The 25,842-nt window shown below is 32.1% G+C and carries 22 protein-coding genes; 5 read left to right on the top strand and 17 right to left on the bottom strand.

All coding sequences use genetic code 11. The annotated features are described in order from the left end of the window. Nucleotides 1-5 precede the first annotated feature (5 nt). The 4 genes from dnaA to LBP67_03415 all read right to left on the bottom strand — a co-directional run bounded on the left by dnaA (nt 6) and on the right by LBP67_03415 (nt 5,012). Nucleotides 6-1,439, bottom strand: coding sequence for a chromosomal replication initiator protein DnaA (dnaA, locus tag LBP67_03430; protein ID MDR2084027.1), 1,434 nt, complete (start codon nt 1,437-1,439; stop codon nt 6-8). 350 nt (nt 1,440-1,789) lie between these two features. Then, the gene (locus LBP67_03425; protein ID MDR2084026.1) at nt 1,790-2,419 is read right to left on the bottom strand and encodes a YigZ family protein; all 630 of its coding nucleotides are present in this window, start codon (nt 2,417-2,419) and stop codon (nt 1,790-1,792) included. Next, nucleotides 2,419-4,092 (bottom strand): bifunctional metallophosphatase/5'-nucleotidase, encoded by a 1,674-nt coding sequence (locus LBP67_03420; protein MDR2084025.1) that lies wholly within the window; start codon nt 4,090-4,092, stop codon nt 2,419-2,421. The genes LBP67_03425 and LBP67_03420 overlap by 1 nt, the downstream gene beginning before the upstream one ends. 53 nt (nt 4,093-4,145) lie before the next feature. Continuing rightward, nucleotides 4,146-5,012 carry an EamA family transporter gene (locus tag LBP67_03415; GenBank protein MDR2084024.1) on the bottom strand — a complete coding sequence of 289 codons (867 nt, stop codon included), beginning with the start codon at nt 5,010-5,012 and terminating at the stop codon, nt 4,146-4,148. Between the two features lie 56 nt (nt 5,013-5,068). Between LBP67_03415 and prmC the strand changes: the two genes are divergently transcribed. Beyond that, complete coding sequence (gene prmC / locus LBP67_03410; protein ID MDR2084023.1) at nt 5,069-6,004, top strand: peptide chain release factor N(5)-glutamine methyltransferase; 936 nt, start codon at nt 5,069-5,071, stop codon at nt 6,002-6,004. Between the two features lie 128 nt (nt 6,005-6,132). Here prmC and LBP67_03405 read toward each other — a convergent pair whose 3' ends face one another. From LBP67_03405 to LBP67_03355, 11 genes are all read right to left on the bottom strand, one after another. After that, nucleotides 6,133-6,882 (bottom strand): RNA methyltransferase, encoded by a 750-nt coding sequence (locus LBP67_03405; GenBank protein MDR2084022.1) that lies wholly within the window; start codon nt 6,880-6,882, stop codon nt 6,133-6,135. Nucleotide 6,883: 1 nt separating this feature from the next. Continuing rightward, complete coding sequence (locus LBP67_03400; GenBank protein MDR2084021.1) at nt 6,884-7,984, bottom strand: hypothetical protein; 1,101 nt, start codon at nt 7,982-7,984, stop codon at nt 6,884-6,886. A 138-nt stretch (nt 7,985-8,122) separates the two neighbouring features. Then, the gene (locus LBP67_03395; GenBank protein ID MDR2084020.1) at nt 8,123-8,734 is read right to left on the bottom strand and encodes an FKBP-type peptidyl-prolyl cis-trans isomerase; all 612 of its coding nucleotides are present in this window, start codon (nt 8,732-8,734) and stop codon (nt 8,123-8,125) included. A 207-nt stretch (nt 8,735-8,941) separates the two neighbouring features. Further along, nucleotides 8,942-9,412, bottom strand: a complete 471-nt coding sequence (locus LBP67_03390) for an aspartate carbamoyltransferase regulatory subunit (protein ID MDR2084019.1) — start codon at nt 9,410-9,412, stop codon at nt 8,942-8,944. A gap of 8 nt (nt 9,413-9,420) precedes the next feature. Then, entirely contained in the window at nt 9,421-10,329 is a 909-nt protein-coding gene (gene pyrB / locus LBP67_03385) for an aspartate carbamoyltransferase (GenBank protein MDR2084018.1), read from the bottom strand. Nucleotides 10,330-10,434: 105 nt separating this feature from the next. Then, nucleotides 10,435-11,769, bottom strand: coding sequence for a cyclic 2,3-diphosphoglycerate synthase (locus tag LBP67_03380; GenBank protein MDR2084017.1), 1,335 nt, complete (start codon nt 11,767-11,769; stop codon nt 10,435-10,437). Between the two features lie 189 nt (nt 11,770-11,958). After that, a complete protein-coding gene (locus tag LBP67_03375; protein ID MDR2084016.1) occupies nt 11,959-12,924 on the bottom strand; it encodes a DUF4340 domain-containing protein in 966 nt (321 codons plus the stop codon). Next, nucleotides 12,914-14,419, bottom strand: a complete 1,506-nt coding sequence (locus LBP67_03370; protein ID MDR2084015.1) for a GldG family protein — start codon at nt 14,417-14,419, stop codon at nt 12,914-12,916. Before LBP67_03370 ends, LBP67_03375 begins: the two co-directional genes overlap by 11 nt. Before the next feature lie 116 nt (nt 14,420-14,535). Next, nucleotides 14,536-15,264, bottom strand: coding sequence for an ABC transporter permease (locus LBP67_03365; GenBank protein ID MDR2084014.1), 729 nt, complete (start codon nt 15,262-15,264; stop codon nt 14,536-14,538). Nucleotides 15,265-15,285: 21 nt separating this feature from the next. Beyond that, on the bottom strand, nt 15,286-16,215 hold the full coding sequence (locus LBP67_03360) for an ATP-binding cassette domain-containing protein (protein ID MDR2084013.1): 930 nt from the start codon (nt 16,213-16,215) through the stop codon (nt 15,286-15,288). An 80-nt stretch (nt 16,216-16,295) separates the two neighbouring features. Beyond that, nucleotides 16,296-17,288 (bottom strand): ABC transporter permease, encoded by a 993-nt coding sequence (locus tag LBP67_03355; GenBank protein ID MDR2084012.1) that lies wholly within the window; start codon nt 17,286-17,288, stop codon nt 16,296-16,298. A 127-nt stretch (nt 17,289-17,415) separates the two neighbouring features. Here LBP67_03355 and LBP67_03350 point away from each other — a divergent pair, with 127 nt between their 5' ends. From LBP67_03350 to LBP67_03340, 3 genes are all read left to right on the top strand, one after another. Next, the gene (locus LBP67_03350; protein MDR2084011.1) at nt 17,416-18,102 is read left to right on the top strand and encodes a hypothetical protein; all 687 of its coding nucleotides are present in this window, start codon (nt 17,416-17,418) and stop codon (nt 18,100-18,102) included. Nucleotides 18,103-18,264: 162 nt separating this feature from the next. Continuing rightward, nucleotides 18,265-18,987 carry a hypothetical protein gene (locus tag LBP67_03345; GenBank protein ID MDR2084010.1) on the top strand — a complete coding sequence of 241 codons (723 nt, stop codon included), beginning with the start codon at nt 18,265-18,267 and terminating at the stop codon, nt 18,985-18,987. A gap of 3 nt (nt 18,988-18,990) precedes the next feature. Beyond that, entirely contained in the window at nt 18,991-19,494 is a 504-nt protein-coding gene (locus LBP67_03340; GenBank protein ID MDR2084009.1) for a PaaI family thioesterase, read from the top strand. 128 nt (nt 19,495-19,622) lie between these two features. Here LBP67_03340 and secDF read toward each other — a convergent pair whose 3' ends face one another. Further along, nucleotides 19,623-22,781, bottom strand: a complete 3,159-nt coding sequence (gene secDF / locus LBP67_03335) for a protein translocase subunit SecDF (protein ID MDR2084008.1) — start codon at nt 22,779-22,781, stop codon at nt 19,623-19,625. 175 nt (nt 22,782-22,956) lie between these two features. On the opposite strand from secDF, the gene LBP67_03330 reads away from it, so the two are divergent. Further along, nucleotides 22,957-25,164: a T9SS type A sorting domain-containing protein gene (locus tag LBP67_03330; GenBank protein ID MDR2084007.1), complete on the top strand. Its 2,208-nt coding sequence runs from the start codon at nt 22,957-22,959 to the stop codon at nt 25,162-25,164. Between the two features lie 93 nt (nt 25,165-25,257). Here LBP67_03330 and LBP67_03325 read toward each other — a convergent pair. Beyond that, nucleotides 25,258-25,842, bottom strand: a 585-nt coding sequence (locus LBP67_03325; GenBank protein MDR2084006.1) for a T9SS type A sorting domain-containing protein, incomplete at its 5' end; no start/stop codon positions are given.

The following is a 25,842-nucleotide window of genomic DNA, read 5'->3' as shown; positions in this document are numbered from 1 at the left end:
AATATTTAGACTTGTTTGAGTTTTCTCTCAATAGTATCGGCGTGACCTTTAAATAGTTTGTCTGTTTCTAATAAATTGCTGATGGTTTTGCATGCATGTAAAACAGTGGCGTGGTCTTTATTTCCGCATTGCTGCCCGATAGAAGTTAGAGATAATTTCGTGTATTTTTTTGTAAGATACATGATTAATTGCCTTGCTTGTACAATCTCGCGGCGACGGGTTGAAGATTTGCATGTTTCAATTGAGATTCCAAAATGAGTGCTAACTAATTTGAAGATATAATCAATTGTAACATCAGGAGAGCTTTGTTTGACGTACTTTTCAATAATTTGTTTAGCCAAATCCAGTGTTATTTCTTTTCTGTTTAATGATGATTGTGCTATTATTGATATCAATGCGCCTTCAAGTTCTCTGATATTAGAATTAATACTTTGAGCCATATATTCTATTACTTCTTCCGGAAACTCTATTCCGTCTTTATATATTCTCTTTTTTAGAATAGCTATTCTGGTTTGATAATCAGGTGGCTGCAGCTCATCAGATAATCCCCATTTGAATCTGGATAATAATCTTTGTTCGAACCCAACTAATTGTAACGGCGGTTTATCAGACGAAATAACAATCTGCTTACCGTTCTGATGTAGATGATTAAATATGTGAAAAAAAGTTTCTTGAGTTTTTTCCTTACCGGATATTGCTTGTATATCATCAACCAATAATACGTCAATCATTTGATAATAATGGACAAAATCATTAACACTATTGGTTTTACAAGATTCAACATATTGTTGAATAAATTGTTCTGCAGTAATATATAGAACGGTTTTATCCGGATATATTTTTTTGACTTGCAAGCCTATTGCATGCATTAAATGTGTTTTGCCTAATCCTACATTACTGTAAATGAATAAAGGATTGAAACTTGTTTTACCAGGATTTGCCGCAATTGCATATCCGGCCGAACGAGCAACACGATTACAATCACCTTCAATAAAATTGTCAAAAGAATATGTGTCGACTAATTGTGAGTTTACTTTTATTTTCTTCAGACCGGGGATAATGAAGGGATTTGGTATATAAGATTTGTTGTTATTGATATCAATGGGCATATATATAGATGGATTATTGGTTTCCTTCTTGCTTGTCGCGGGCAAATTTATAGTGTTCTTAACATTATCCGCACCACTATCTACAATAATACTATATTCCAAGCGACCATCATTTCCGATCTCTCTTTTTACAACCCTTCTTAAAATATCTATGTAATGTTCTTCAAGCCATTCATAGTAAAAACTCGACGGCACTTGAATAGTTAATATGCTGTTATCTAATTTAATTGCTTTAATAGGTTTGAACCATGTCTCGAAATTTTCCGCGCTAACATTATCTTTAATTATTGCAAGACAATTATTCCATACAGTTAAGCAATCTTTCTTCATAATATCCTCTAAATTTTGAAAAAATTAGTAATTAGTCAGTACTTTTAAAAAAATAGTTTTTATATTTTCTATTGTGCAAAAGTCATAAAAAAATAGTTAAAAAAAATTCTTTCAGACTCTTTTATCTTTAGATTTTTTTTTGTATATGAGAATTTTTTATAAAAATTCTATTAGTTAATATACACTTTAAGTTATAAATTCCTATCGTTTATTTAGATCGAATAAAAATAAGCATATTGTTGTTTTACAGCGTGTAGCATGTTTTTATGTTTGATATTTTAAATATTACTATTATTTTATTCTTTCAAAATTACCTTGTAAAAAATTCTAAAATATGTACTTAGAAAACTTTATGCTGAAATATCGTCATTATCAAAAAAATTAACATTATAAATAGACGAAAATTTTTCTTTTATACTACCAATTTTAGACTTTCTGATTTCTATTGTGGTAATAATTTTATCATCAATATATTCTTGATTTGAAATATTTAATTCTTCATCTTTTATTATTCTCATTACCGAGTTGATATTGTCATATTTATATTCGATTCTACAATTTTCGTATAAAATTCTTTCAACAATTTCATTATTGTCAATAGCTTCTTTACTTGCTGTTTTATACGCATTTATTAATCCCGGAACACCAAGTTTGATACCGCCGAAATATCTGATAACAACAATTAGTACATTTGTTATTTCGTGAGATAAAATTTGTCCGTATATAGGTTTTGCCGCACTTCCGGATGGCTCTCCATCTTCATTTATACGGTACCTCTCATCATTCTCAATTCCTAATCTGTATGCATAACAATGATGACGAGCATCATAATATTGTTTTTTTAATTCGTTTAGAATATCCTTTATATCTTTTTCTGAATTTACCGGATAAGCAAAAGCATAGAATTTACTACCTTTATCTCTAAAATATCCTTCTGATGTTTTTGCTAAAGTTTTATATGTGTCTTTAATATCGCTCATTAATGATTAAACATATTTCTTTCGCGATTGTATCCGGCTTTAAACCATTTCTCCGGTTCAATTTTCCAATTTTCTTCTTTGCTCGGAGTATACGGCGAATGTTTTTTTAACCATTCGCCAATATAATACTTAACATCATATTCGGAAACAAAAATTATTCTGTCTTTCAGCTCATCGGCAGTTAATCCGGCTCCATCTGTAAAATGTTTGCCACCACCGGTTCCCCGATAAGAATTCACAGCTACCTTATACTTCTTTTCAAGATCGAATTTATCTCCGTTAGCCATTGAAATAATCTTAACTCTTTCTCCAAAGGGCTTTGAAACATCAACAATATAATTGATTCCTTTTGCAGATTCGTAATTGTAAGGCGGAGTAAATGTAGTGGGATGTTTTTTGAAAGAATGGTTTTTGCTCGGGTTTTTATATCTTATCAAATAATCATCTTTCGATTTCATCTGGTTGAACCATTGCCAATATGAAAATTCCAATACATTAAGAATTTCTTGACCGGTAAATTCCATACAATACAAAAAATTGTCGAATCTGTAAAGTTTAAACAGATCCTTACGTTTTTGCATCCCTTTATGAACTTTACTTGATGTTGATAATGGCGCGGATAAAGATATATCCGCATTAGTTGCCTCCATTTGTACCGAATGAATAATATTTGTGATTGCATCGTTTTTAAATACACCTTCAACAGCATTCATGTTTTCTGTGATTATTCCTAAAGGTTTCAAGAAGTAATCTTCAATTTCAAGTATTTGATTATTATATTTTTTTAAAAACGGATAATCAATACTTAGTGAATATGTTGTGTAAATATGAGTTTTGATTTCTTTTTTGTTATCATCAAAATTAACTTCTATACTGCAGAAATCCTTTGCATTAGCTGTTGGGGCAACAATGATTACTTCATTGCCGAAATCATTGTTCATCCTTATATTATGCCCTTGATGATCATGGCCTGCAATGATAACATCAATTCCGTCAACTTGTTTTGCAACCAAATAACTTGCATTTTCGTTTTTATATGTTGTAGAATCTTGATAATTAAAAGTAAAATCAACCCCCGAATGAAATAATCCTATCAATAAATCGGGATTTTCATTTTCTTTAATATAAGGTACCCAATATTTTGCCGCTTCAATCATATCTTGAAATTCAAGTCCAGAAATCATTGTTTCCGGAATCCATGTAGGAGTGGCGGGTGTTGTTAATCCGAGAACCGCTATTTTTTTTCCGCTGCGCTCAAAAACAGCATAAGGTTTAAAATAAGGTTTTCCGGTTTTGATATCGATAACGTTAGCGCCTAAAAGCGGACAATTCAAATCTTTATTAAATTTATCATAAACACTATGCCCTGCTTCAAAATCGTGATTTCCAATACACATGCAATCGTATCCCATATCGTTAAATACCTGTGCACCTATATGAACATCATCTTTATTAATAAAATTGTAATAATAAACAATCGGGTTTCCTTGAAGGTAATCGCCGTTATCAATAAGTAAAATTTCCCTGTCGCTCAAATTTCTTTGCATTCTGATGTAAGAAAAAATATGCGTTAATGACGGAACATCTTCTTTATCCATTACAAGGTCAATAGGAAAAATAGCTCCATGAACATCACTTGTTGCTATTATTTCTACAGTTTTTTGTGCGGGCATAGAATGGGTAATACTTATTAGTAAGATAATTATGAATAATATTTTTTTTAAGTTCATATTGTTAATAAAATTATTGCCAAAATTGCAAGTACGATACCAATAATATTTGTTGGCGAAACTTTTTCTTTGAAAGCAATAATGCCTATAAGCAATGATAAAACAACAACACCGATATTATATACAGGCATAAAAACGGTAACAGGCATTTCCCCAAGTCCGATTATTAACGATCTGAAATTTATATAATTGATAATACCTAAAATAAATCCGATAATGATTGAAGAGAGTTTTACTTTCCAATTCTTTTTAATTAACATTATTACAACACCGGTTAGAGAAGAAAAGAAAAAACCTGACGAAATGAATTCGGAGTAATCATTGTTCTTTATCAGATAATGTTGGGCAATTTTGATAATAGTATCATTAATACCAATAACAAAGAACAGTAAGATAGGGACAAACATTATCATATTAACCTTCGTGCCCGTATTTTTTAGTGCCTTCGCATTTCCGGCAGGTAAATTAATCAGTATCAATGCTAAAATAGCTACTATTATACCTATGATAATATAATTATTAATTGCTTCCTTGAATAAAAAGAATCCGAAGATTACCGGAATAATGACTGATACGCGAGAACTAATGGCCGTAGCCGAAATTCCTGATTTCTGCGTAGAATATCCGAATAATAAAAATCCTAAAATAAAAAATACTCCGTATAAAATAGACCACCCAAACCAGTCATAATTAAAATAATTAATACTTGAACCTTGGTTTATTGATATAATCATTCCCAAGCAGGCAGCCACAAAATAATTTATTGTAACTATGTGTAAATTGTTGGCATTGAATTTTCCCGCAATTTTAAAAGCCAAAAGTATAGCAGTGGCAGTAAGAATAGCAATAATTAAATAGTACATAAATTTAAAATTTGTCAAAAGTACAATAAAATTTTGTAATTTAGCATCCATTAATTATGATGATAAGAAATATTTATAAACAGCATTTGAGTTTACTTTCTAAGTTGTATGACAAAAATGAAGCGGAAAGTATTCTGAGACTTTTATATGAAAGTGTTCTTGAGAAACAATTGGGATTATTGTTAATGGAAAATAATGAAATTCAGGAACAACAACAGATTTTAGATGTTTATTTCCGCAGGCTTATGAATAATGAACCGATTCAATATATTTTAAATAAAGCACATTTTTATGGTCGGGAATTTTATGTTGATAAGAATGTTTTAATTCCTCGTAATGAAACTGAAGAACTTGTTAAGTTGATTTTAGATTCTGAAAAAACAGATGAAAAATTGAAAGTTTTAGATATCGGTACCGGCTCGGGTTGTATTCCGATTACCTTAGACTTAGAAAGTGAAAATTTTGAAGTTTCCGGAATGGATATTTCTGAAGAAGCATTGAATGTTGCAAGGCGGAATATGAAACATTTAGGTGTTGATATTGATTTTTTTTATGGTGATGTTTTTCTGATAAACGATAGTGATTGGAGAGTAAATATGCATATTAGAAGCCATGATTTACAAAACTTTTCGCAACCCGAAATATTTAACTCGGAATTAAAAACCCGTGGCACTGAACTGTTTGATATCATCGTTTCAAATCCTCCTTACATTTTGGAAAAGGAAAAATCTTTGATGAAAAAGAATGTTTTGGATTATGAACCGGAACTTGCGCTTTTTGTTCCTAATGATGACGGACTAAAATATTATAAAGCAATTATTGATGCTTTACCTTTTTTGTTAAAAGATACGGGAAGACTGTATTTAGAGATAAATAACCTTTTTGCCGAAGAGATAATAACTCTTCTTAAACAATATTTTAACGGAGTTACGATTAATAAAGATTTTAGGGGAAATGACAGGTTTGTAGCGGCAAAAGGTGTTAAATCATAACGAATGAAATTGCGAAATCTCTCTTAATGATATAGGAATTTTAGAATATTATTTTTTTAATATCTTACTTTGGGAAATATCAAAATTTACTTTCGGTATAGTTAGGAGTATATTTGTCTGTAAATTAACTATCTTAATCTGTAACATAAAATAGAAAATGCCACTCCTGCATTTAAAGATTCACTTATTTTTGATGGATTGTTATCAGGTATAAATATTCTGTCACTGACGAAATCTTCTACTTCTTTTGATATTCCATTTGCTTCATTACCAATAATGAAGACTGAATTCTCATCGAACCGGTCTTCTCTGATATTTTTACCGTTTAAAAAAGTGCCGTATATCTTTGTGTTACAACTTTTAGCAAGACTGAGAAAATCTTTAGATTTTACGTAGTAAATATTCACATTGGCGATAGAACCCATAGTTGATTGTACAACCTTTGGATTATACATCTCAACGGTATCTTCGGAACAAACAATGTTCTTGAATCCGAACCAGTCGGCAGTTCTGATAATAGTTCCGAAATTACCCGGGTCGGAAATGTTATCAAGGAAAATTATATGATCTTTAATCATTTCGGAAAAAATGCGTTGATCAATTTTAGTATTATTTTCCTTAAAGTTTTTGAAAACGGCAAAAACAGGTGGGGGAGTCTTTAGACAAGAAATTCTTTCAATCAGAGATTGGTCAACAGGTTCGCCTTGTTCTTTGATTTTCAAAGGGATATTGGGGCCATCAATATAATATAAAATTTCAGGTTTGCTACCCAAGTCCATTATATCCGAAACTGTTTTAATTCCTTCGGCAATAAACATTCCGTAAGCAATTCTATTCTTCCTTTGTTGTAACGATTTTATTTGCTTAATTCCTAACATTTTATATCCAAATTAAGTGATGATTTCCTAAAGGATTGTTCCTTAATAAATTAATACACTCGTTAGGTAATATTGTTTCAATTTGTGTACGGCAGGCAAAATTATGTTTTGGTGTTGCAATTATTTTTCCTTTACAATAGAATTGTTTTGTTAATGTTTTGTTGAAACGAAAAATATTACATTCTTCACCTTTGATTTTACCTTGAATTGCAGTGCCGGAATTTGTTTCATAATGAGTTGTAATATTAATTTCATTAAGCATATTTAGAGGTGCAGTACAATGCGCCCATAAAACTTTGTTCCCATTTATACCGGCTAAATTTGCCTGCCAGGGAATTTTTCCAGTCAGTTCTTTGATGTACATCATTCCGATTAATGATGTAAGGTCTCCTTCACAGGAAGCAGTAATACCTTCGGCGTTTATCAATGCAAGTGGTAAACAGGCTGTTGTTTTATGCGATTTTGCCATTGGAAAACATTCGATGCTGAATCCTGAAAGTCGATATTCGTAAATGATGTTTTTAAGCAATCTGTAAACTTTAGATGTCTCAAGTAAATCATTTCGATTAATATTATCAAAATTGTTTATGAATGTTTCGTCAATATCAAGTGTTCTGTAATCAGGTAATTTATTCCAAGGTAAATGAATCAAATCGATTCCGAAGATTTTTTGAATACTTTTTTCTTCAACTTTCGAATTAATAAGCCAATCGCTGACTTCGCCAATTAGAGCAACTTTTTTCCCTTTTAATTTTCCGGTAGTTTTTTCTTTAAATGCGATTTGGAAATCTTCTTTAGCTTTTTCTTCTTCAATATTGATTAAATGAGCTTTAATGCCATTATCAATAAGATAAGATAATGCTTCAGTAGCAGCCGCATAAGAGTTTCCACGGGAATTTGCTAAAAGGATAATTGTGCCTGTAGTTCTCGAAAAGCTATCTAAAGCGTCTTGCTCCGAACCGCCCGATGCGAAAAAAATAACATCGGCATCATTATCGGTAAATGTAAAATCAAAATCAAAAAGAAAATCAGTTAAAATTTTTTTCGATTTTGAGATTATAGAAGTTTCGGGATTAGAGTAGGTCGCTATTTTAATCTTCATGAAATTTAAAGTTTAAGACCCAAAGTTTCATATTTTTATATTATTACGAGAAATATAGCCCCGAAATAATCAATTAAACAAGTTAATTCAGTAATAAATTATTTCATTGCATATTTCTCGTAATGAAATATTATTTAATTATTTTTCAATATCAAGTAATTCAACTTCAAAAATCAAAGTTGCATACGGACCGATAAGTGCTCCGGCACCTCTTTCGCCATAACCTAAATAGTAGGGAACATAGAGTTTCCATTTTGATCCTACAGGCATTAGTTGCAATGCTTCAGTCCATGCTTTTATTACCTGATTTAATGGAAATGATAAAGGTTCGCCTCTGTCGTATGAACTGTCAAAAACTGTTCCGTCGAGTAAAGTGCCTTTGTAATGAGTTTTTACTGTGCTTGTTGCGTTAGGTTTTGGACCGTTTCCTTCAACTAAGATTTCATATTGTAAACCGCTTTCGGTTACAACAACTTCTTTGCGTTTTGCATTTTCGGCAAGAAATTTTTCCCCTTCTTCAATATTACCGGATGATTGTACTTTTTGCAGTTCGGTAAAAAATTGGGTTAAAATTTGATCTGTTTCATTTATATCTATCTGTGCTTGATTATTGACCTGGTCTTTTATGCCGGCAATTATATAATCAAAATTAAGATTTGTCAAAAAACCTTGTTGTTGAAAATTATTTCCTAGTTGCATTCCTAAAGCATAGCTTGCTTTCTCTTTTTCAGTTTTGAATTCTAATTTCATGTTTTCTTGGGATTTGCATAACATAACTGCGCAAAATACAGTTAAAGTTATTGTTAATATTTTTTTCATTGTTATTTAATTTTAATGTTTTGATTATTGCAAAGATAATTAATTTTTTATCACATACTTACAGGCTTGCGATAAAAATTATGGTAAAGTTTTTGTAATGCCGTGCTAAATATCGAACTGATATAAAGAAATCAATAATTATTTAAAAGTCATATTTTTCTTAGTGGTATATTTCTCGCAATAATGACATTTGATTTTCAACTCTTCGTTTTTATTGTTCACTAATGTAAATTTACAGTCAACTTCCTGATTGTTTGTAATACATTTAGGATTGATGCAAGAGACTATATTTCCGATTGTTTCGGGTAATTCAACATTTTTCTTTTCAATAACTTGAAAGTCTTTGATAACAATAATTGATGCACTTGGGGCAACTAATGCTATTTTGTTCAATTCTACGTCTTTAAAGTATTTATTAGCTACTTTAATAATACCTTTTTTATCGTATTTTTTACTTTCAAAATTGTAGCCTATTGTTACTTGCTCGTTGAGCTTTTCTAATTCCAAGATTTTTACTACTGTAAATAAACTGTCAACAGGTATATGATCTATTACTGTGCCATTTTCGATAGCAGAAACTATCAATTGTTTTCTTTGTTCCATTATCATTTAAATTATTATTTAAGACCTAAAATTCTTGCTAAAAGTGCTTCTCGCATGTAAACTCCATTTAATGCTTGTTGAAAATAATATGCTTTTGGGTTTTCATCTACATCAATACTGATTTCGTTAACTCTCGGCAACGGATGCATAACTTTAAGATTTGGTTTTGAATTTACAAGCATACTGTTTTTCAAAATGTAACTGTTTTTAACTTTTTCATACTCAAGCGGATCGGCAAAGCGTTCTCTTTGTACACGAGTCATATAAAGTAAATCGGATAATGGAATTGCTTCTTCGAGTGATTTCATTTCGTAATATTTGAGATTTGCATCTTTAATATTTTGAATGATAGTAGCCGGTAATCTTAATTCATCTGGGGAGACGAGATAGAATGTTGCATTAAAATTAGACATTGCTTGCACTAAAGAATGTATTGTTCTTCCGTATTTTAAATCGCCAACTAAAGTGATGTTAAGATTTTCGAGTGTACCTTGGGTTTTCTTTATGGAAAAAAGATCGAGCATACATTGTGTAGGATGCTGATTTGCACCGTCGCCCGCATTGATGATAGGCACATGCGAAACTTCAGAAGCAAATCTTGCCGCACCTTCGAGAGGATGACGCATAACTATCAAATCGGCATACAAACTGATGTTGGTAATAGTATCGCGTAATGATTCTCCTTTTTGCACGCTTGAGGTAGAAGCGTCGGTAAATCCGATGATTTTACCACCAAGCCTTTGTATTGCCGTTTCAAAACTCAATCTTGTTCTTGTGGATGGTTCAAAAAAGAGAGAAGCAATAACTTTGTCATGAAGCAAGCTTGGTTCCGGATTTTCTTCAAAGTATTCGGCCAAATTGATGAGTTGCAATAATTCATCTTTATTGTAATCGGTAATTGAAATTAAACTTTTGTTTTTCATTTGGTAAAGATATATTGTTGGTTTTATTTTTTTGCTTTGATGTTGTTTTTGTTAACATTAGGGCAAAAAAAAGGCGACCTTCAAAGAGTCGCCTTTTCTAAAAAATTATTTTTTCAAGTTGTGTTTAGCAGCAAAATCGCCAATAACATCTTTGAAATCAGGTTTCCCGATTTCTTGAAGTTCGTAACCGATCTTCACTGAAGGTTTATTGATTTTGATAATTCTGTTAATATCAATAGGTGTGGCAATAACTACTAAATCGCAAGGCGTATTTTCGATTGTTGCTTCCAAATCTTTTACTTGTTGTGCGCTATAGCCCATAGAAGGTAAAATTGGACCTAAATCCGGATATTTTTCAAATGTTTCTTTCAATTTACCCACAGCGTAAGGTCTCGGATCAACTAATTCAGCAGCACCGTATTTCAAAGCTGTTAAACTACCGTAGCTGTATTCCACTTCTCCATGAGTAACAGTTGGACCTTCTTCAATTACTAAAACGCGTTTTCCTCTGATAAGTTCAGGTTTGTCGACAAATGTAGGAGAAACGGCATCAATTACCAAAGCGTTCGGATTAGCATATGCTACATTTTCTCTAACAAACATAAGGTCGTCTAAATCAGCGCTTTCAATTTTATTAACAACTACAACATCAGCGATTCTTAAAGTTGTTTCTCCGGGGTAGTAACGTAATTCATGACCTGCTCTTTGTGGATCTACCATTGTGATCATAAGGTCAGGACGGATGAATGGGAAGTCATTATTTCCACCATCCCAAAGGATTACATCCGGATTTTCTTTTTCAGCTTCACGTAATATTGCTTCATAATCTATACCTGAATAAATAATGGTATCACGCATTACGTGTGGTTCGTATTCTTCCATTTCTTCGATAGTGCACTCATGTTTTTTCAAGTCTTCAACAGTTGCAAAACGTTGAACAGCTTGTTTTACAAGGTCACCATATGGCATTGGATGACGTATGGCAATTACTGTAAGACCTAAAGCTTTAAGTTCATCAACAATTCTTCTTGAAGCTTCGCTTTTTCCGCCGCCTGTTCTAACGGCACCTGTAGCGATAACTGGTTTCGTAGATTTCAACATTGTTGAATCTAAGCCAAGTAATCTAAAATCAGCACCTGCAGCATTGATTATAGAAGCCAAGCTCATTAACTTATTATATTCTACATCACTGTATGAGAATATACACTCTTCAACTTTGTTTTTCTTGATTAAATCTACAAGTTCACTTTCTGCTACAATTGGAATTCCGTTCGGATACAATTTTCCGGCTAACTCTTTTGGATATTTTTTTCCGTCAATGTCAGGGATTTGCGCAGCAGTGAAGGCTACCACATTATAATCCTGATTGTCTCTAAAGTACATGTTGAAATTGTGGAAATCTCTCCCGGCTGCACCGATAATGATTACATTTCTTTTCATAATTAATATAATAAATTTGGTTATTAAAAATTTTCTGCAAAGATAATAATTTAAAACGGAATTAATTTTTTAAATGGAATAAATACTACAAAAAAAGTTAAAGTGTTTTTAACTTTGAAAAACGCAAATAGAATTCTTTTTAACTTTGAAAATTCAAGAAATAAAGCTTTGTGTTTTTGTATTTAAACATTAAAATTCTAAAATGAGCCTTCCTCGCTGGGAACCGTTTTTATCGTAAAAGACACCTTCATTATAAGTATTCGACTCATATACATAGTCTTTCGTGTTTTCGATGGGATAGAAGTTAAGTACTATAGGAGAAAAGTTATTGCCCTTAATGGTTATTGTTTCAACATTATCTTTGGAATACTCGTCTTGATAGAATACGATTCCGGTTTGCGATTTTACTTTTTGAAGATAAGTATTTATCTTATTAATATTCTCATCATCAACAATATTGCCGTTATATACCCATAAATTATCAGCATTTTTGACTAATAAAAAATTATTACTTTCATCGTTGAACAAGCCTACAACCTCAAGTATGTCATCGTTGTTATTTATATTGTAGATAATTTTATTTCTCAGTAAGTTTATATCGCTGTTAAAGAATGTTCTTAGAAACCCCCATATAGAGTAAATAATATCACTTTTAGGTTCTTTAATAAATGTAAACATTCCGTCACGGGGTCTTCCATTCGGATCGGTAGACGGTAACGACAAAAATTCATAACCTCCGATATGATATTCGGCTACAACTTTTCCATTTGAAAAATATTTTACCGGAATTGTCTTATCGTCTTTGAAATCATATTCTTCTAATTTATCTTTACTTACAGCTACAATACGCGCAGGTTTGACTTTTGTAGTTTCTCTTAATACATTTTCTACCAGCAAATAATCAGCAGTGTATGTAGTATCGTTTCTTGTTATTTTCCAAATATTGCCTTCTTTTGTTAATATTGCAGGTATATTATTAGATGGCATAATATATTCAATTCTGTCAATTGTATTATAATCAACAGGATTTAATATTTCTTTGAAATTCCGCTCACCTCTTTTATTAAAAACAGTGAATTGTAAAATTACAATTACTGCAAGAATTACAAAAATACAGATACTTAAAATTAATCTTTTGCTTTTTTTACTTGACATAATTTTCCTCCATTCTTTTAACTCGTTTTGATCTTCTGATTTGCATATTTATTAATCCGAAACAAATAATTATTGCTATTGGTAATAAGAAATTCAACCATTTTAAAAATGCTTTTTTACTATCTTCCATGTCATCAATTGGTCTGTAAGATAAACCTTTAGAGCGTAAGTCTATTAATCCGGTATCATCGGATAACCAATCTATCGAATTGGCAAACAAATTAATATTGTCTGCATTTACCCTTTGTTGTCCCTGGCTTAACATATAATCTCCATCAGCAATCACAATAATTGACGTGCTAGGGCCATTATTGAAACTACCTGACAGAACTCCCCCGATTGCAATTCCTGAGAGAGGATAATCCGAATTAGTCCATTTTTTCTGTAAATTAACATATGCCGGCAGAGTTTGAGTTCCCGAAGCATTTGATGTAAGCAATAAAGGAGTATATTCCATGTTTGTTCCTGTATATTGAATTGATGCTGGAAACAGAAATATTAATCCTTGAAGTTTCTCAGTAATCGGATGGTCTCCGAAATTAGAAATGATTGGCATGTATGGAAATGACATTGGAATTGTCATGTTGAACGGACCCTGTTGTTGCTGTACTCCTATATTGCCGCAATGTTTATCAATAACAACATTATCTTCAATGATTAATCCGTAATTTGAAAGCCAAGCTTCCAATCCTGTATGATTAGCAGTGATTTGCATATTTGATTGTAGGTCAGCGGTGTTGTGTTCTAAATTAAGAAGTAATTTACCTCCGTAAGATAAATATTCTTCCAATTTGGCAATTTCATCAAGAGAATATTCCGATTTCGGTGCGTTAATAACAAGAGTTTTATATTTAATTAAATTAATAGAATCGGATAAGTAAAGAGGTTCAATATTATACAAATAAGATATTTCGCCTAAAGCGTTGTTTAAAGATTGCATGTTGGGCTCACCATGTCCTTGAATAATTCCGATAAATGGTTTTTCAACAATAGTTAATTTTTTAATGGCCATTGTTAAATTATACTCGATTGCTGATTCGCTCTGAACAATTGGAATAGTTTCAACACCTGTTCCGGCTTTAATTACTGCTCCAATATATGCACGTTGTTGCTCAATCTTATCTTTTGCACGAACGTTAATCATAACAGGGTAAATGCCGTTTTGAGCTGCTTCTTGTTGTAATTCGGGAGTATTAGGGTCAATAAATTGATACCTGACCATTCCTTTGGAAATGGTAGAATATTCACTCAATACATTTTGAAAATCTTTTCTTACTTTAGAATATTGCGGGGGTAAATCTTTGGTAAAATATGCAGTAATTGTAACAGGTTCATTAAGATTTTTTAGAATATTCTTTGTAGCCTTACTCATAGTATAATCTTTATTCTGAGTATTATCAAATCTTTTGAAGAAATTAACAGAGATAACATTTACCAGAATAAGCGCACCTAATATTATTAATAGACTATATGTTAATTGTTTTTTTGTTTTCATATGAAAATAAGTTTAATTCATTGATGTTTAATTTATTCGTTCATATGTAACCACATGGATTCTTTTTGTTCGTTGGGAAGACTTATTTGCCATGATGGTTTCATTATCATCTTTTTTTAGTTTGACAATTTTCTTCTTCCTAATACGGATTCGGCTGCTATTAATCCGGCTGCCGTCAATGATAAAAAGTAGATGATATCCCTTGTGTCAATAACACCTCTTGCAAATGATTCGAAATGGGTACCGGTACTTAAATAGTTGAATAGATTGCCGAAAAAACCGCTTAAACTTCCTGCCAAAATTCCGGAAATAAAATGAAAAAATATTCCAAAACATAATGCAAGTAATACGGCCACAATCTGATTTTTAGATATGCTGCTGGCAAAAATTCCGATACCGATGTATGCACTGCTCATCAATATTAGTCCTACATAGCCGGAAATTATTGCGCCGTGATCTACATTACCGATGTTTGCTACAGTAATATAATACGGTACGGTTAATAATAATGCTGTGCAGATTAAAATCAGTGCCGATAAATATTTACTTAAAACAACTTGCCAATCACTAATAGGTTTTGTTAGTAATAATTCAATTGTTCCGGATCTGTTTTCTTCTGCTAATGAACGCATTGTTATTAACGGAATAAAAAAGAATAGCGACCAGAAACATATTGAGAAGAAAGAGTTTAAATTAGCTTGACCTTGAAAAAAGATGTCGGCACCTGATGGTAGCCAAGTGAAAAAGCCTGTAAACCCAAGAAATATAACAATTAATATATAAGCTATTAAAGAATCGAAAAATGCTTTCAATTCCTTATGTGTTAATATCCATGTTTTATTCATTGTAATTTTAATTTTGTGTTATTAATTACTGGTTAATTCGCGGAAAATATCTTCTAATTTAGTTTCAATACCCACCATTTCAGTCAGTATCCAATTGTTTTTTACGCAAGTATAAAATATGTCGCGTTTGGATGAACAATCTTTATTTGAACGTATTTCGAAAGTGTTTTCTCTTCCTTCAATTATATCAACAGAGTAAACGGTCGGTAGTTCCATTAATATTCTGTGAATTTCATTTGTTTCGCCGTCTTCAATTTTAATAGTAAGAATTTCGGCGTCATGCGCGCGGTTTCTTAATTCGCTGGGACTGCCGTCGGCCACGATCTTACCTTTGTTGATAATCAAGATTCTGTCGCAAGTAGCTTCAACTTCCGCAAGAATATGAGAACTTAAAATAACTGTTTTTTCTTTTCCTATTCTTTTGATAAGTTCGCGGATTTCAATAATCTGATTCGGATCCAAACCGGAAGTAGGTTCATCTAAGATTAAAACTTCAGGGTCATGAATTAATGCTTGCGCTAATCCTACGCGTTGTTTGTAACCTTTAGATAACTCATTGATGTTTTTGTGTTTTTCACGTTCAAGTCCGCAAATGCTAATCATTTCAATCAATCTGTTATCTAATTCACTTTTCTTTACACCTTGTAATAGAGCGGAGTAACGAAGATAATCAATAATTGCCATGTCTTGGTAAAGCGGATTGCTTTCAGGTAAATATCCGATTAACGGTTTCACTTTTTCGGGTTCTTTTGTAACAGAATAATTACCGACAGTGACATCTCCCGAGGTAGGAGAGAAGTAAGTTGTAATAATCTTCATGGTTGTAGTTTTCCCCGCACCATTCGGACCTAAAAATCCGAGAACTTCTCCTGTCTTAACTTTGAAAGAAATATTGTCGACAGCTTTTTGTGTGCCGTATTTCTTCGTCAAATTGGTAATTTCTATGTCCATGTTTTATCTTAGTTTAAATTTTCGGGAGCAAAAATAAGAAAAATGAATATTAAAATATATGAATGGGGAAGTGCTTAACATTATTTAACATCAAGAGCATCACGCAATCCATTGCCGAGTAACATAAATGCCAATACCATCAAAACTATTGCTATTCCTGGAAGTATAGAGAGGTAAGGATCTCCGAGAATTAAATAAGCATAGCTTTCTTTTATCATTGTTCCCCATGATGCCATAGGAGGTTGAACGCCAATTCCGAGAAAACTTAATCCGGCTTCCAACAAAATTGCACTTGCAAAATTGCTGGCAGATATAACAAGTAGTGGGCCAATTAAATTAGGCAAGATATGTTTCATTATTATTCTGCTTGTTTTAAACCCTAATGTTTTTGCACTGTCTATATATTCCTGTTCCTTAATTGAAATAACTTGTCCGCGAACCAATCGCGCAACATCAACCCATAAACTTAACCCGACAGCAACAAATACCTGCCAAAATCCTCGTCCCAATGCAAAACTTATGGCAATAACTAATAAAACCGAAGGAATCGACCAAACTACGTTTATAAGCCACATTATCACAGAATCTACTCTTCCTCTGAAATAACCTGCTAATGATCCGAAGAAAACACCTATCAGAAGTGATAATACTACAGCGATAATTCCGATAGATAAACTTATTCTTGTGCCCAAAATCAACCTGCTGAAAACATCTCTGCCGAACTTATCAGTACCGAAAATATATTTTTTCTTTTCAATCTTATAATTAGTGGAAGTCGTAAATCCTTTATCTCCATCATAAGAAGTATAATATAAAGTATCATTTGATTTTTTGTATTCGCTTAATGGAATATGAACAACCGAGTCAATTATAAGCATATCAACTCTAAAGCCGGGTTTCTTTATGGCTATTTCAATATTTTGTGTATTAGCGTTTTTAGTTTTGTCTGGAATGATTTGATAAGCGAAAACGGCAATTATTATACATAAAAAAATATAAGAGGCCGAAACAACCGTTAACTTGTTCTTCCATAATTTTTTCAGTACCCGCTTGTTTGGCTCGCTTAATTTCAATCCGATTATTTATAAAATTAATGTGCAAATATACTTCAATAATTATTAAATTTGCAGAAATTTTACTTTGCAAGCTATGTCAACCAATTAATTTGAATAGTTTGCTTATGACGAAAAAGATATTTGTATGAAGAAAAAAGATTTTATTTTTATTTTTGTTGTAATTATAGTATTACTTCCTTTTTTTATTTTCCCTGCTGTTTATGAATGTTATGAAAGACTGAATAGAGAACATGGAATGATAATGAGTTTTGTTAAATTCGCACTTTTATCAACTACGGGAGAAGCAATCGGATTAAGATTATCTAAAGGTGTATATAATTACAAAGGTTTCGGTTTAGTTCCGAGAGCTCTTGTTTGGGGAATTTTCGGGCTTGGAATAAAAATGGCGATGACAATTTTTTCTGCCGGAACACCTGTTTTTCTTGAATATCTTGGAGTGAAAAATTCTATTACCGCACTTGCTGGTACTTTAACCTGGAAGAAAGTCTTCGTTGCTTTTTGTGTATCAACAACAATGAATTGTATTTTTGCCCCTGTATTTATGACATTACATAAAATTACCGATGCGCATATCCTTAATACCGGCGGAACATTAAAAGGTTTTTTTACTCCGATTCATTTCGGCCAGATTTCTCAGAATCTGAACTGGAAAGTTCAGTGGAATTTCGTATTTGCCAAAACAATACCTTTCTTTTGGATTCCGGCGCATACAATAACTTTTATTCTTCCCGAAGAATGGCAGGTGTTATTTGCAGCACTCTTGGGAGTTGCTCTCGGAATAATTTTATCGATTGCAAACAGAAAGAAATAGTTTAGAAATTTTTGAAAAAATAAATGATTCTTAATAGTCAATTAATTATATAAATTTTGTGATTCTGTCTTTAATAATATTTTGATTGAAATATATTATTGTATAGAAGTTGCAAATAATCAAAACAAAGAGATAAAATAAACAATTTAAAATTAGATTCATATGAAAAAGTTATTTTTTATTTTAATGATTTTGGTTCCGGTTATATCTTTCGGACAAACAAAAAATGGTTATGTTAAAGAAAAATCAGGTAATCAGACTTATGCCGGCAATTATGTAAATGGTAAAAAAGAAGGTTGTTGGGTGCACTATAATGAAAAAGATTTATTGCGCGATGTTACCGAGTATAAGAATGATAAAAAGAACGGAGTTGCTGTCACTCTTAATAATCAGGGTTCGCTCGAGATGGAAGAACATTATGTAGATGATGTTTATCATGGCGAAATCAGAAAATATTTAAGAGGTAATTATTTAAATGAAATTACAACCTATAATATGGGAGTGAAAGAAGGTCCATATAAAAGATATTATACTGATAAACCGACTGTTTTGATGGAAGAAGTTAATTATGTTAACGGAAATAAAAATGGGATAAGCAAATGGTATAATAATGAAGGCAAACTTCTTGCGGAATATTCTTATAGTAACGGTAGATTCCAAGGTAAAAATATTTTGTATTATGATAACGGGAAAAAGATGTCGGAAGAAGAGTATAATAATGATGTTCCTGTAGGTACTTATAAAGAATATTTTGATGATGGTGTTACACTAAAGTTAACCGGTGAATATAATAATAGCGGTAAACGTAATGGCGAATGGACTGAATATAATAAAGGCGGTCAAGTTGTTGGTAAAAAGAAGTATGTTAACGGTGAATTAAAATAATATATGAGTAAAAAATATTTCATTAAAAACCCGTTTAACGATATTCCAAATTATTCTTGTTTTGGTTGTGCTTCGGACAATGAGCACGGATTGCAGATGTCTTTTTATGAAGAAGGTGAATATATGATTTCGGTTTGGGAGCCGAAATCATATTTCTGTGGTTATAATGATGTCTTGCATGGAGGTATTCAGGCAACTTTATGCGATGAACTTGCAAGTTGGACTGTATATGTAAAATGTAATAGGTCAGGAGTTACTTCCCGACTGACAATGAAGTATAAAAAACCTGTACTTATTGAAAAAGGAAATATCACTCTTAAATCTAAAATTACAGAAATCAAACGCGATAGATTCGTAACAATTGAGATTAAACTTTATGATGGGACAGGAGAACTTTGTGCCGAAGGTGAAACAATTTTCTGGATGTTTACTAAGGATGAATCTGTTGATAGTTATGGTTTTCCGGAAAATGGAATGGAAAGAGTGGAAGTAATTGATGATTTATAGAAAGAAATAATTTGAATAAGTGTAGAAATTGATCCGAAGATTGAATTAAATTCTAACAAGACTTAACAATAAAAAAGCTGTTTCGTAATTGAAACAGCTTTTTTATTAATATATTGAGATATATATTTCTATTTATTTGCTTCTGCGCCCATAATTGCTTCTTCTTTCTTTGCTACTTTTCCGAGTTTGGAAACATCATCACGTTTTCTTGTGAAGTCATATACCCAAGCGGAACTTAAACATACGGAAGAATAAGTACCTACAGAAATACCTATAAGTAATGCGAATGCCATACCTCTGATACTTTCACCTCCGAGAATAAAAATAGCTAATAGAACTATTAAAGTTGTGAAGGAAGTCATTACAGAACGAGCTAATGTGCTGTTAATAGCAGTGTTGAGGTTCGTTTTAAATGCGCGTTTTGGATATAAACCGATATTCTCTCTTTCACGGTCGAAGATAACAACGCACGCATTGATAGAATAACCGATAATAGTCAATATAGCTGCAATAAACGTTTGGTCAACATCTAAGTTGAACGGCAAGATTCCGTAGAATAATGAATAACATGAAATTGTTATAAAAGCATCGTGTGCCAAAGATAATACACCGCTTAATGCAAACTGCCAGCGACGGAATCTTAAAATGATATACAAGAATATTCCGGCTAAAGCGATAACAACAGCCCAAATGGATTTTGTTCTCATATCCGTTGCAATTGTCGGACCTACTTTAGTTACGGTTAATATACCTAAATATTTTTCAGAACCTTCAGTTGCAAAATCGTCATATGAGATTTCGGTATTAAAGAAAGGTTTCAGATCATCATATAATATTCTTGTAATTTCGTCTTCAATTGCAGCATCTGAATTATTTACTTTATATTTAGTAGTAATTTTTACTTGTCTGTTAGGCCCGAAAGTTTTAACCTCAGGAGTTGACTCTAAATTTTCTGCAAGTGCGTTTGCAATATCAACAGTATTTACATCTTGATCAAAACGAATAACGTAAGATCTACCACCGGCAAAATCAATACCAAAAGATAAACCTCTTGTTGCTAAAGAAATACCGCCAATAACAATAGCCACTAATGTTATGATGTAGAAGATTTTTCTTTTTCCTATAAAATCAAAATTAACATTTGTAAACCAGTTAGCATTAAATTTACGAGTAAATTTGATGTCTTTTTTCTTGTTTAAAGCTCTATTATATAGAAGTCTTGTGATAAATATTGCTGTAAACAGCGAGCAGAGAATACCTATAATAAGAGTTGTAGCAAAACCTTTAACAGGACCTGTTCCTAAGAAATAAAGAACGATAGCCGTAATTAAAGTGGTAATATTACTATCAATAATAGCCGAATATGCATTTTTATACCCATCGTCAATTGCGAGTTTTATACCCTTGCCTGCTTTTAACTCCTCTTTAATACGTTCGAAAATAATAACGTTGGCATCCACCGCCATACCTATTGTCAATACGATACCCGCAATACCCGGTAAAGTTAGTACGGCACCTATTGATGCAAGAATACCTATTATAAAAAATACGTTACACAATAATGCAATATTGGCAATCCAACCTGATTTATTGTAATAGACAGCCATTGTTATTATTACCAAAAGAAGTGCAACACCGAAAGATATCATACCCCATTTGATGGAATGTTGACCTAATGAAGGACCAACTATTTCCTCTTGGATAATTCTTGCAGGAGCAGGTAATTTACCGGCTTTCAATACAGTTGCAATATCTTGAGCCTCTTCTACTGTCATACCGCCGCCGGAAATAGAAGAACGTCCGCCGGCAATCTCACCACGAACTACCGGATATGTATAAACATAATCATCAAGCACTACGGCAATCTGACGACCGGCATTTTGGCCTGTTAAATTCTTCCATAAACGAGCTCCCGGCTCCGGATTCATTATCATCGTAACCTCAACATTACCGTTTTGATCGTAATCTTGACGGGCATCGGTAATAACTTCACCTGTCAATGGAGGCTTTCCGTCTCTACTGGTCACCTTTAATGCTACTAATTGAAGCATATTGGGAGTTGACGGTTCAGGTTTGTTTGTCCAAGCTAATTTAATATCCCTTGGTAAGTCAACTTTTCTTAATAAAGAGTTAACCATAGCTGTATCCTTAATAAATGCGCTACCAACAGCCGCATTCTCAGACGGATATTGACGACCGTCATCACCTGTATAGAAAGCCGGAATTAAATATCTAAATAATGGGTTTTGGCTTTCCCATTCAGCCAAAGATTGGTCATCTTCACCGGATTCCGTAATTGTATCGCCGTCGGTAATTAAGGCTTCCAATTCGGTTCTTTCTTCCCCTTCTGGAGTGATAATATCTTCAATAATAACATCCTCTTCAATTGTAACAGGTGCTTCCTCAACTGATTTGTCGGAAGCTTCCGTATTCATATTTTCAAGAAGCGCTAATTTATTGTTAGCATCAATAAAAACCATATATATTTCGGAAAATTTATGTGTTTCCCAAAATTCCAAACTTGCAGTTCCTTGTAAAAGTTTTCTTACACGAGCAGCATCCTTAACGCCGGGTAATTCAATAGAAATTCTTCCTGTTCCCGGAATGCTTTGAATGTTGGGTTGTGCCACACCGAATTTATCTATACGTGTACGTAAAATTCTGTAAGATCTGTCGATAGCATCTTTCGTTTCAGCTTCCAATACTTTATAAACTTCTGCATTCGAAGATGTTGTGGTTATTCCTTTATCTTTAAACTCGTATGCAAATATTCCCGCAAGCTGTGCGGAAGGATCTATTTCTTGATATGCTTCGTAGAATAATTGTAAAAATCCTGACTGGCTGTTCGCCTGGCGTTCGGTTGCTATATCAATAGCTTTTCTGAACGTAGGATCCATCGAATTGTGTGATAATGCTTCAATAACATCAACAACAGCAACTTCCATAACAACGTTCATACCGCCTTTAAGGTCAAGACCAAGATTTAATTCCCTGCTTTTACAATCGGAATATGTGTATTTCTTTATCAAAAGATTATAAACCGGAACTGAGGAAATTGAATCTAAATAATACTCTTTTTTAGCTGTCATTAACGAATCCAAACTCTTAGCATCACGGAGCTCGTCTCCCGATTTAATCTTGTTAAATTGATTCATTACATACTCACTCTTGGAGTATTTGTCAGCCTTGCGCTCAACAACCCTCGTTACAACGGTAAAGGATAATTGGAAAAGGCATACCAAAGCGAGTAAAATCGCAAATAATTTAATTGTACCCTTGATCTGCATCTTATTTAAAATTTAATTATTAATCTTTTAAGTTAATTTTATTAAGCTAATTTTTTAGCGTGCAAATATACGACATATTGGCAAAATATACAAAATTTATTTCCCTTTGTTTTTAATAAAATTTTAACTTTGCATAATTCGCATTTTTATTATATGTTTGAAAAATTGTTTTTTAATGAAAATAATAAAGATATTTATCATAACAACTATTATTTTTTGTTCTCAACTAATTTATTGTCAGAATGAAATTAGTTTTGGGTTTAAGTTTGACGATTCGGTTAAAGTTTATGATACCTTAAATTTAGAGTTTCAATTTGCCTGGTCGGGCGGATTAAATTCAGTTCAATTTTGTGAATTGGATTTAAACCTTGACGGAATTTCCGATCTCGTTCTCTTCGACAGAACAGGAGATAAACTACTCTTTTTCGTCGCAAATTTTGAAAATTCTTCTGTAAAATATATCTACTCTCCGCAATATTTTAATTCCTTTCCTAAAATTACTAATTGGATTATTTGTAAAGATTATGATAATGACGGTAAAAACGATATTTTTACTTATACGCGTTTCGGAATTAAAGTTTATAGAAATGAATCAAATAATAATGAGTTGAAATTTAAACAGGTAACATCGCCGTTTATTGAATCTTACTATAATCAGATTTATTCCAATATTCCTGCTACTTCAGCTGATTATCCAGCTATTGAAGATATTGATGGTGATGGAGATTTGGATATTCTTGTTTTCGGACCCTTAGGCTCTTATGTTGAATTTCATAAAAATTATTCGATGGAACGTTACGGTACATCCGATTCCCTTTTGTATTATAAAGAATCCGATTGCTGGGGAAGATTTGCCGAAAGCGAAGAATCTAACGTTATTACTCTTAATACTTGTCCGGGAAAATCTGAATTAGAAGCTGATAATACTAAAAATGAAAAACATACAGGCTCAACTTTTTTGCTTTTTGATGCTGATGGGGACGGACTTTTAGATTTACTACTCGGCGATGTCGATTACACATCGCCGTGTTTATTATTTAATAAAGGTACTGTTGATGAAGCTTTGATTACCGATTATACTTTTTCTTTTCCGGATAATAATCCGATAAATCTTTTTTCATTTCCGGTGATGAATTATTTGGATATTGATAAAGACGGAAAAAAAGAGTTAATTGTTTCAACCTTTGATCCTGCTCAAACTAAAATAGCTAACACTAATTCTGTTTGGCTTTATAAAAATATTGCTGAGGAAAATTCTCCGCAATTTGTTCTGGAAACAAAATCATTCTTTCAGGATAAGATGATTGACGTTGGCTCAGGAGCTTATCCCTTGTTGTTTGATTATGATAATGACGGTGATCTCGATTTATTCGTTGGAAATTATGGTTATTGGAAAGAATGTTCTTATGATCAATATATGAATCTAACTTGTAAATATACCTCTCAAATTGCTTATTTTGAAAATGTTGGGAATAGTAGCAATCCTGAATTTGTTATGATTACAGATGATTTTGCTTCTTTGTCGAATTACGATTTGCTTGGACTTTATCCGGCATTTTTTGATTATAATAATGATGGTGATTTTGATTTGTTCTGCGGAAATTCGGATGGAACTATTATTTTATTTGAAAATTTAGGAAATGATGATTTTTTTATGCGGAATGCAGATTGGTTAAATCTGAGTTCAATGAATCTCGCATATTCAACTCCCTGTTTTTATGATTTTAATAAGGATGGAAAATCAGATTTGGTAATAGGTAATGAACGTGGAAGAATAGTTTATTATGAGAATGATGGAAATAATGAATTTATTCACATAACGGATTCATTAGGTGAAATAGATGTTCGCGACCAAAGTGCCTCCTGGTCAGGATATAGCACGCCATGCGCATTTAATCATAATGATACAACTTATTTGTTTGTCGGTTCCGAAAGTGGAAATGTATTTTGTTATTACGATATTGATAATAATTTAGAAGGTGTTTTTAAAGAAAAAATATTGAGTCCTGAAAATTTAGGTTATCGTACCGCACCTGCTGTAGGTAATCTTAACAATGTTTCTTATCCCGAAATGATTATCGGGAATTTTTCCGGCGGACTACATTTTTATGAAGGTGTAAAATCTACACTTGAAGGAATTGAAAATATTAAACCAATTAACATCAAAATCTATCCGAATCCGGGTAATAATGTGATTTATATTGATTCTGAGAATGATTATTTATTGAATATCTTTGATTTATCCGGTAAAATAGTGTTTACGAAAAATATTTCAGTAGGAATTAATCAGGTTGATGTTAAACAATTGCCGAAAAATTCTCTCTATATCCTGAAATTTAGCGGAAAAGATGGAAGTAATTCATTTAAATGGATGAAAGAATAGTTAAAATGACAATATTTTAATATGAACATAATTTTAATCTTTTACGAATTAACTGTTCATAATTGATAAAAATTGAATGTATAATAGATACAATTATTCTATTACTAGTTTCTCTGTGGTTTTTCCCCAATTAGTTTCAACCTTAATAAGATATATTCCTACAGGCAAATCATTAATATTGATTTTGTTTGATTTCTCTTGTTTTACTAATTTACCGGTTATGTTATAGATTTCAACATTTTCTATTTTATCGTTTTCTACGGAGATATTAATATAATCTTTTGATGGATTAGGGTAGATGGCTATTTCTGATGTTGATGGTTCTATTTCTTCTATTCCGGCGGGTTTAGGGGTTTTGGTGTAGGAGATAGTTATCAAACAACATTGCCTAGTATCATTATAAGTACTTTGCATATTATTGTAATACATTTCTATATTTGACTGACCATTAGCCCACTCGTCTCCATATATGGCATAATATCCTCCTTTTATTCCGTTATTATTTTCATCGTATTCATATAGAAATTTTGTAGAATCAAAATAATCTGAACTTAATATGTCTTCTGTCAAATTATTATTGATATCATATAAATAAGTTCTTTTTGCATTATCTTGCCATTCATCATTTATATAATATTGTGTGATTATTGTGGAAATATAGTTGTTAGGAGTATATGA

Source organism: Bacteroidales bacterium (assembly GCA_031276035.1).
Taxonomy (GTDB): domain Bacteria; phylum Bacteroidota; class Bacteroidia; order Bacteroidales; family BM520; genus RGIG7150.
Note: the sequence above shows the minus strand (reverse complement) of the source record. Positions and strands in the feature narration are given on the sequence as shown.

Excerpts from the sequence above, each read along its gene's own strand:
- dnaA (MDR2084027.1), bottom strand. The coding sequence starts at position 1,439 with ATGAAGAAAGATTGCTTAACTGTATGGAATAATTGTCTTGCAATAATT.
- LBP67_03425 (MDR2084026.1), bottom strand. The coding sequence starts at position 2,419 with ATGAGCGATATTAAAGACACATATAAAACTTTAGCAAAAACATCAGAA.
- LBP67_03420 (MDR2084025.1), bottom strand. The coding sequence starts at position 4,092 with ATGCCCGCACAAAAAACTGTAGAAATAATAGCAACAAGTGATGTTCAT.
- LBP67_03415 (MDR2084024.1), bottom strand. The coding sequence starts at position 5,012 with ATGTACTATTTAATTATTGCTATTCTTACTGCCACTGCTATACTTTTG.
- prmC (MDR2084023.1), top strand. The coding sequence starts at position 5,069 with ATGATGATAAGAAATATTTATAAACAGCATTTGAGTTTACTTTCTAAG.
- LBP67_03405 (MDR2084022.1), bottom strand. The coding sequence starts at position 6,882 with ATGTTAGGAATTAAGCAAATAAAATCGTTACAACAAAGGAAGAATAGA.
- LBP67_03400 (MDR2084021.1), bottom strand. The coding sequence starts at position 7,984 with ATGAAGATTAAAATAGCGACCTACTCTAATCCCGAAACTTCTATAATC.
- LBP67_03395 (MDR2084020.1), bottom strand. The coding sequence starts at position 8,734 with ATGAAATTAGAATTCAAAACTGAAAAAGAGAAAGCAAGCTATGCTTTA.
- LBP67_03390 (MDR2084019.1), bottom strand. The coding sequence starts at position 9,412 with ATGATAATGGAACAAAGAAAACAATTGATAGTTTCTGCTATCGAAAAT.
- pyrB (MDR2084018.1), bottom strand. The coding sequence starts at position 10,329 with ATGAAAAACAAAAGTTTAATTTCAATTACCGATTACAATAAAGATGAA.
- LBP67_03380 (MDR2084017.1), bottom strand. The coding sequence starts at position 11,769 with ATGAAAAGAAATGTAATCATTATCGGTGCAGCCGGGAGAGATTTCCAC.
- LBP67_03375 (MDR2084016.1), bottom strand. The coding sequence starts at position 12,924 with ATGTCAAGTAAAAAAAGCAAAAGATTAATTTTAAGTATCTGTATTTTT.
- LBP67_03370 (MDR2084015.1), bottom strand. The coding sequence starts at position 14,419 with ATGAAAACAAAAAAACAATTAACATATAGTCTATTAATAATATTAGGT.
- LBP67_03365 (MDR2084014.1), bottom strand. The coding sequence starts at position 15,264 with ATGAATAAAACATGGATATTAACACATAAGGAATTGAAAGCATTTTTC.
- LBP67_03360 (MDR2084013.1), bottom strand. The coding sequence starts at position 16,215 with ATGGACATAGAAATTACCAATTTGACGAAGAAATACGGCACACAAAAA.
- LBP67_03350 (MDR2084011.1), top strand. The coding sequence starts at position 17,416 with ATGAAGAAAAAAGATTTTATTTTTATTTTTGTTGTAATTATAGTATTA.
- LBP67_03345 (MDR2084010.1), top strand. The coding sequence starts at position 18,265 with ATGAAAAAGTTATTTTTTATTTTAATGATTTTGGTTCCGGTTATATCT.
- LBP67_03340 (MDR2084009.1), top strand. The coding sequence starts at position 18,991 with ATGAGTAAAAAATATTTCATTAAAAACCCGTTTAACGATATTCCAAAT.
- secDF (MDR2084008.1), bottom strand. The coding sequence starts at position 22,781 with ATGCAGATCAAGGGTACAATTAAATTATTTGCGATTTTACTCGCTTTG.
- LBP67_03330 (MDR2084007.1), top strand. The coding sequence starts at position 22,957 with ATGAAAATAATAAAGATATTTATCATAACAACTATTATTTTTTGTTCT.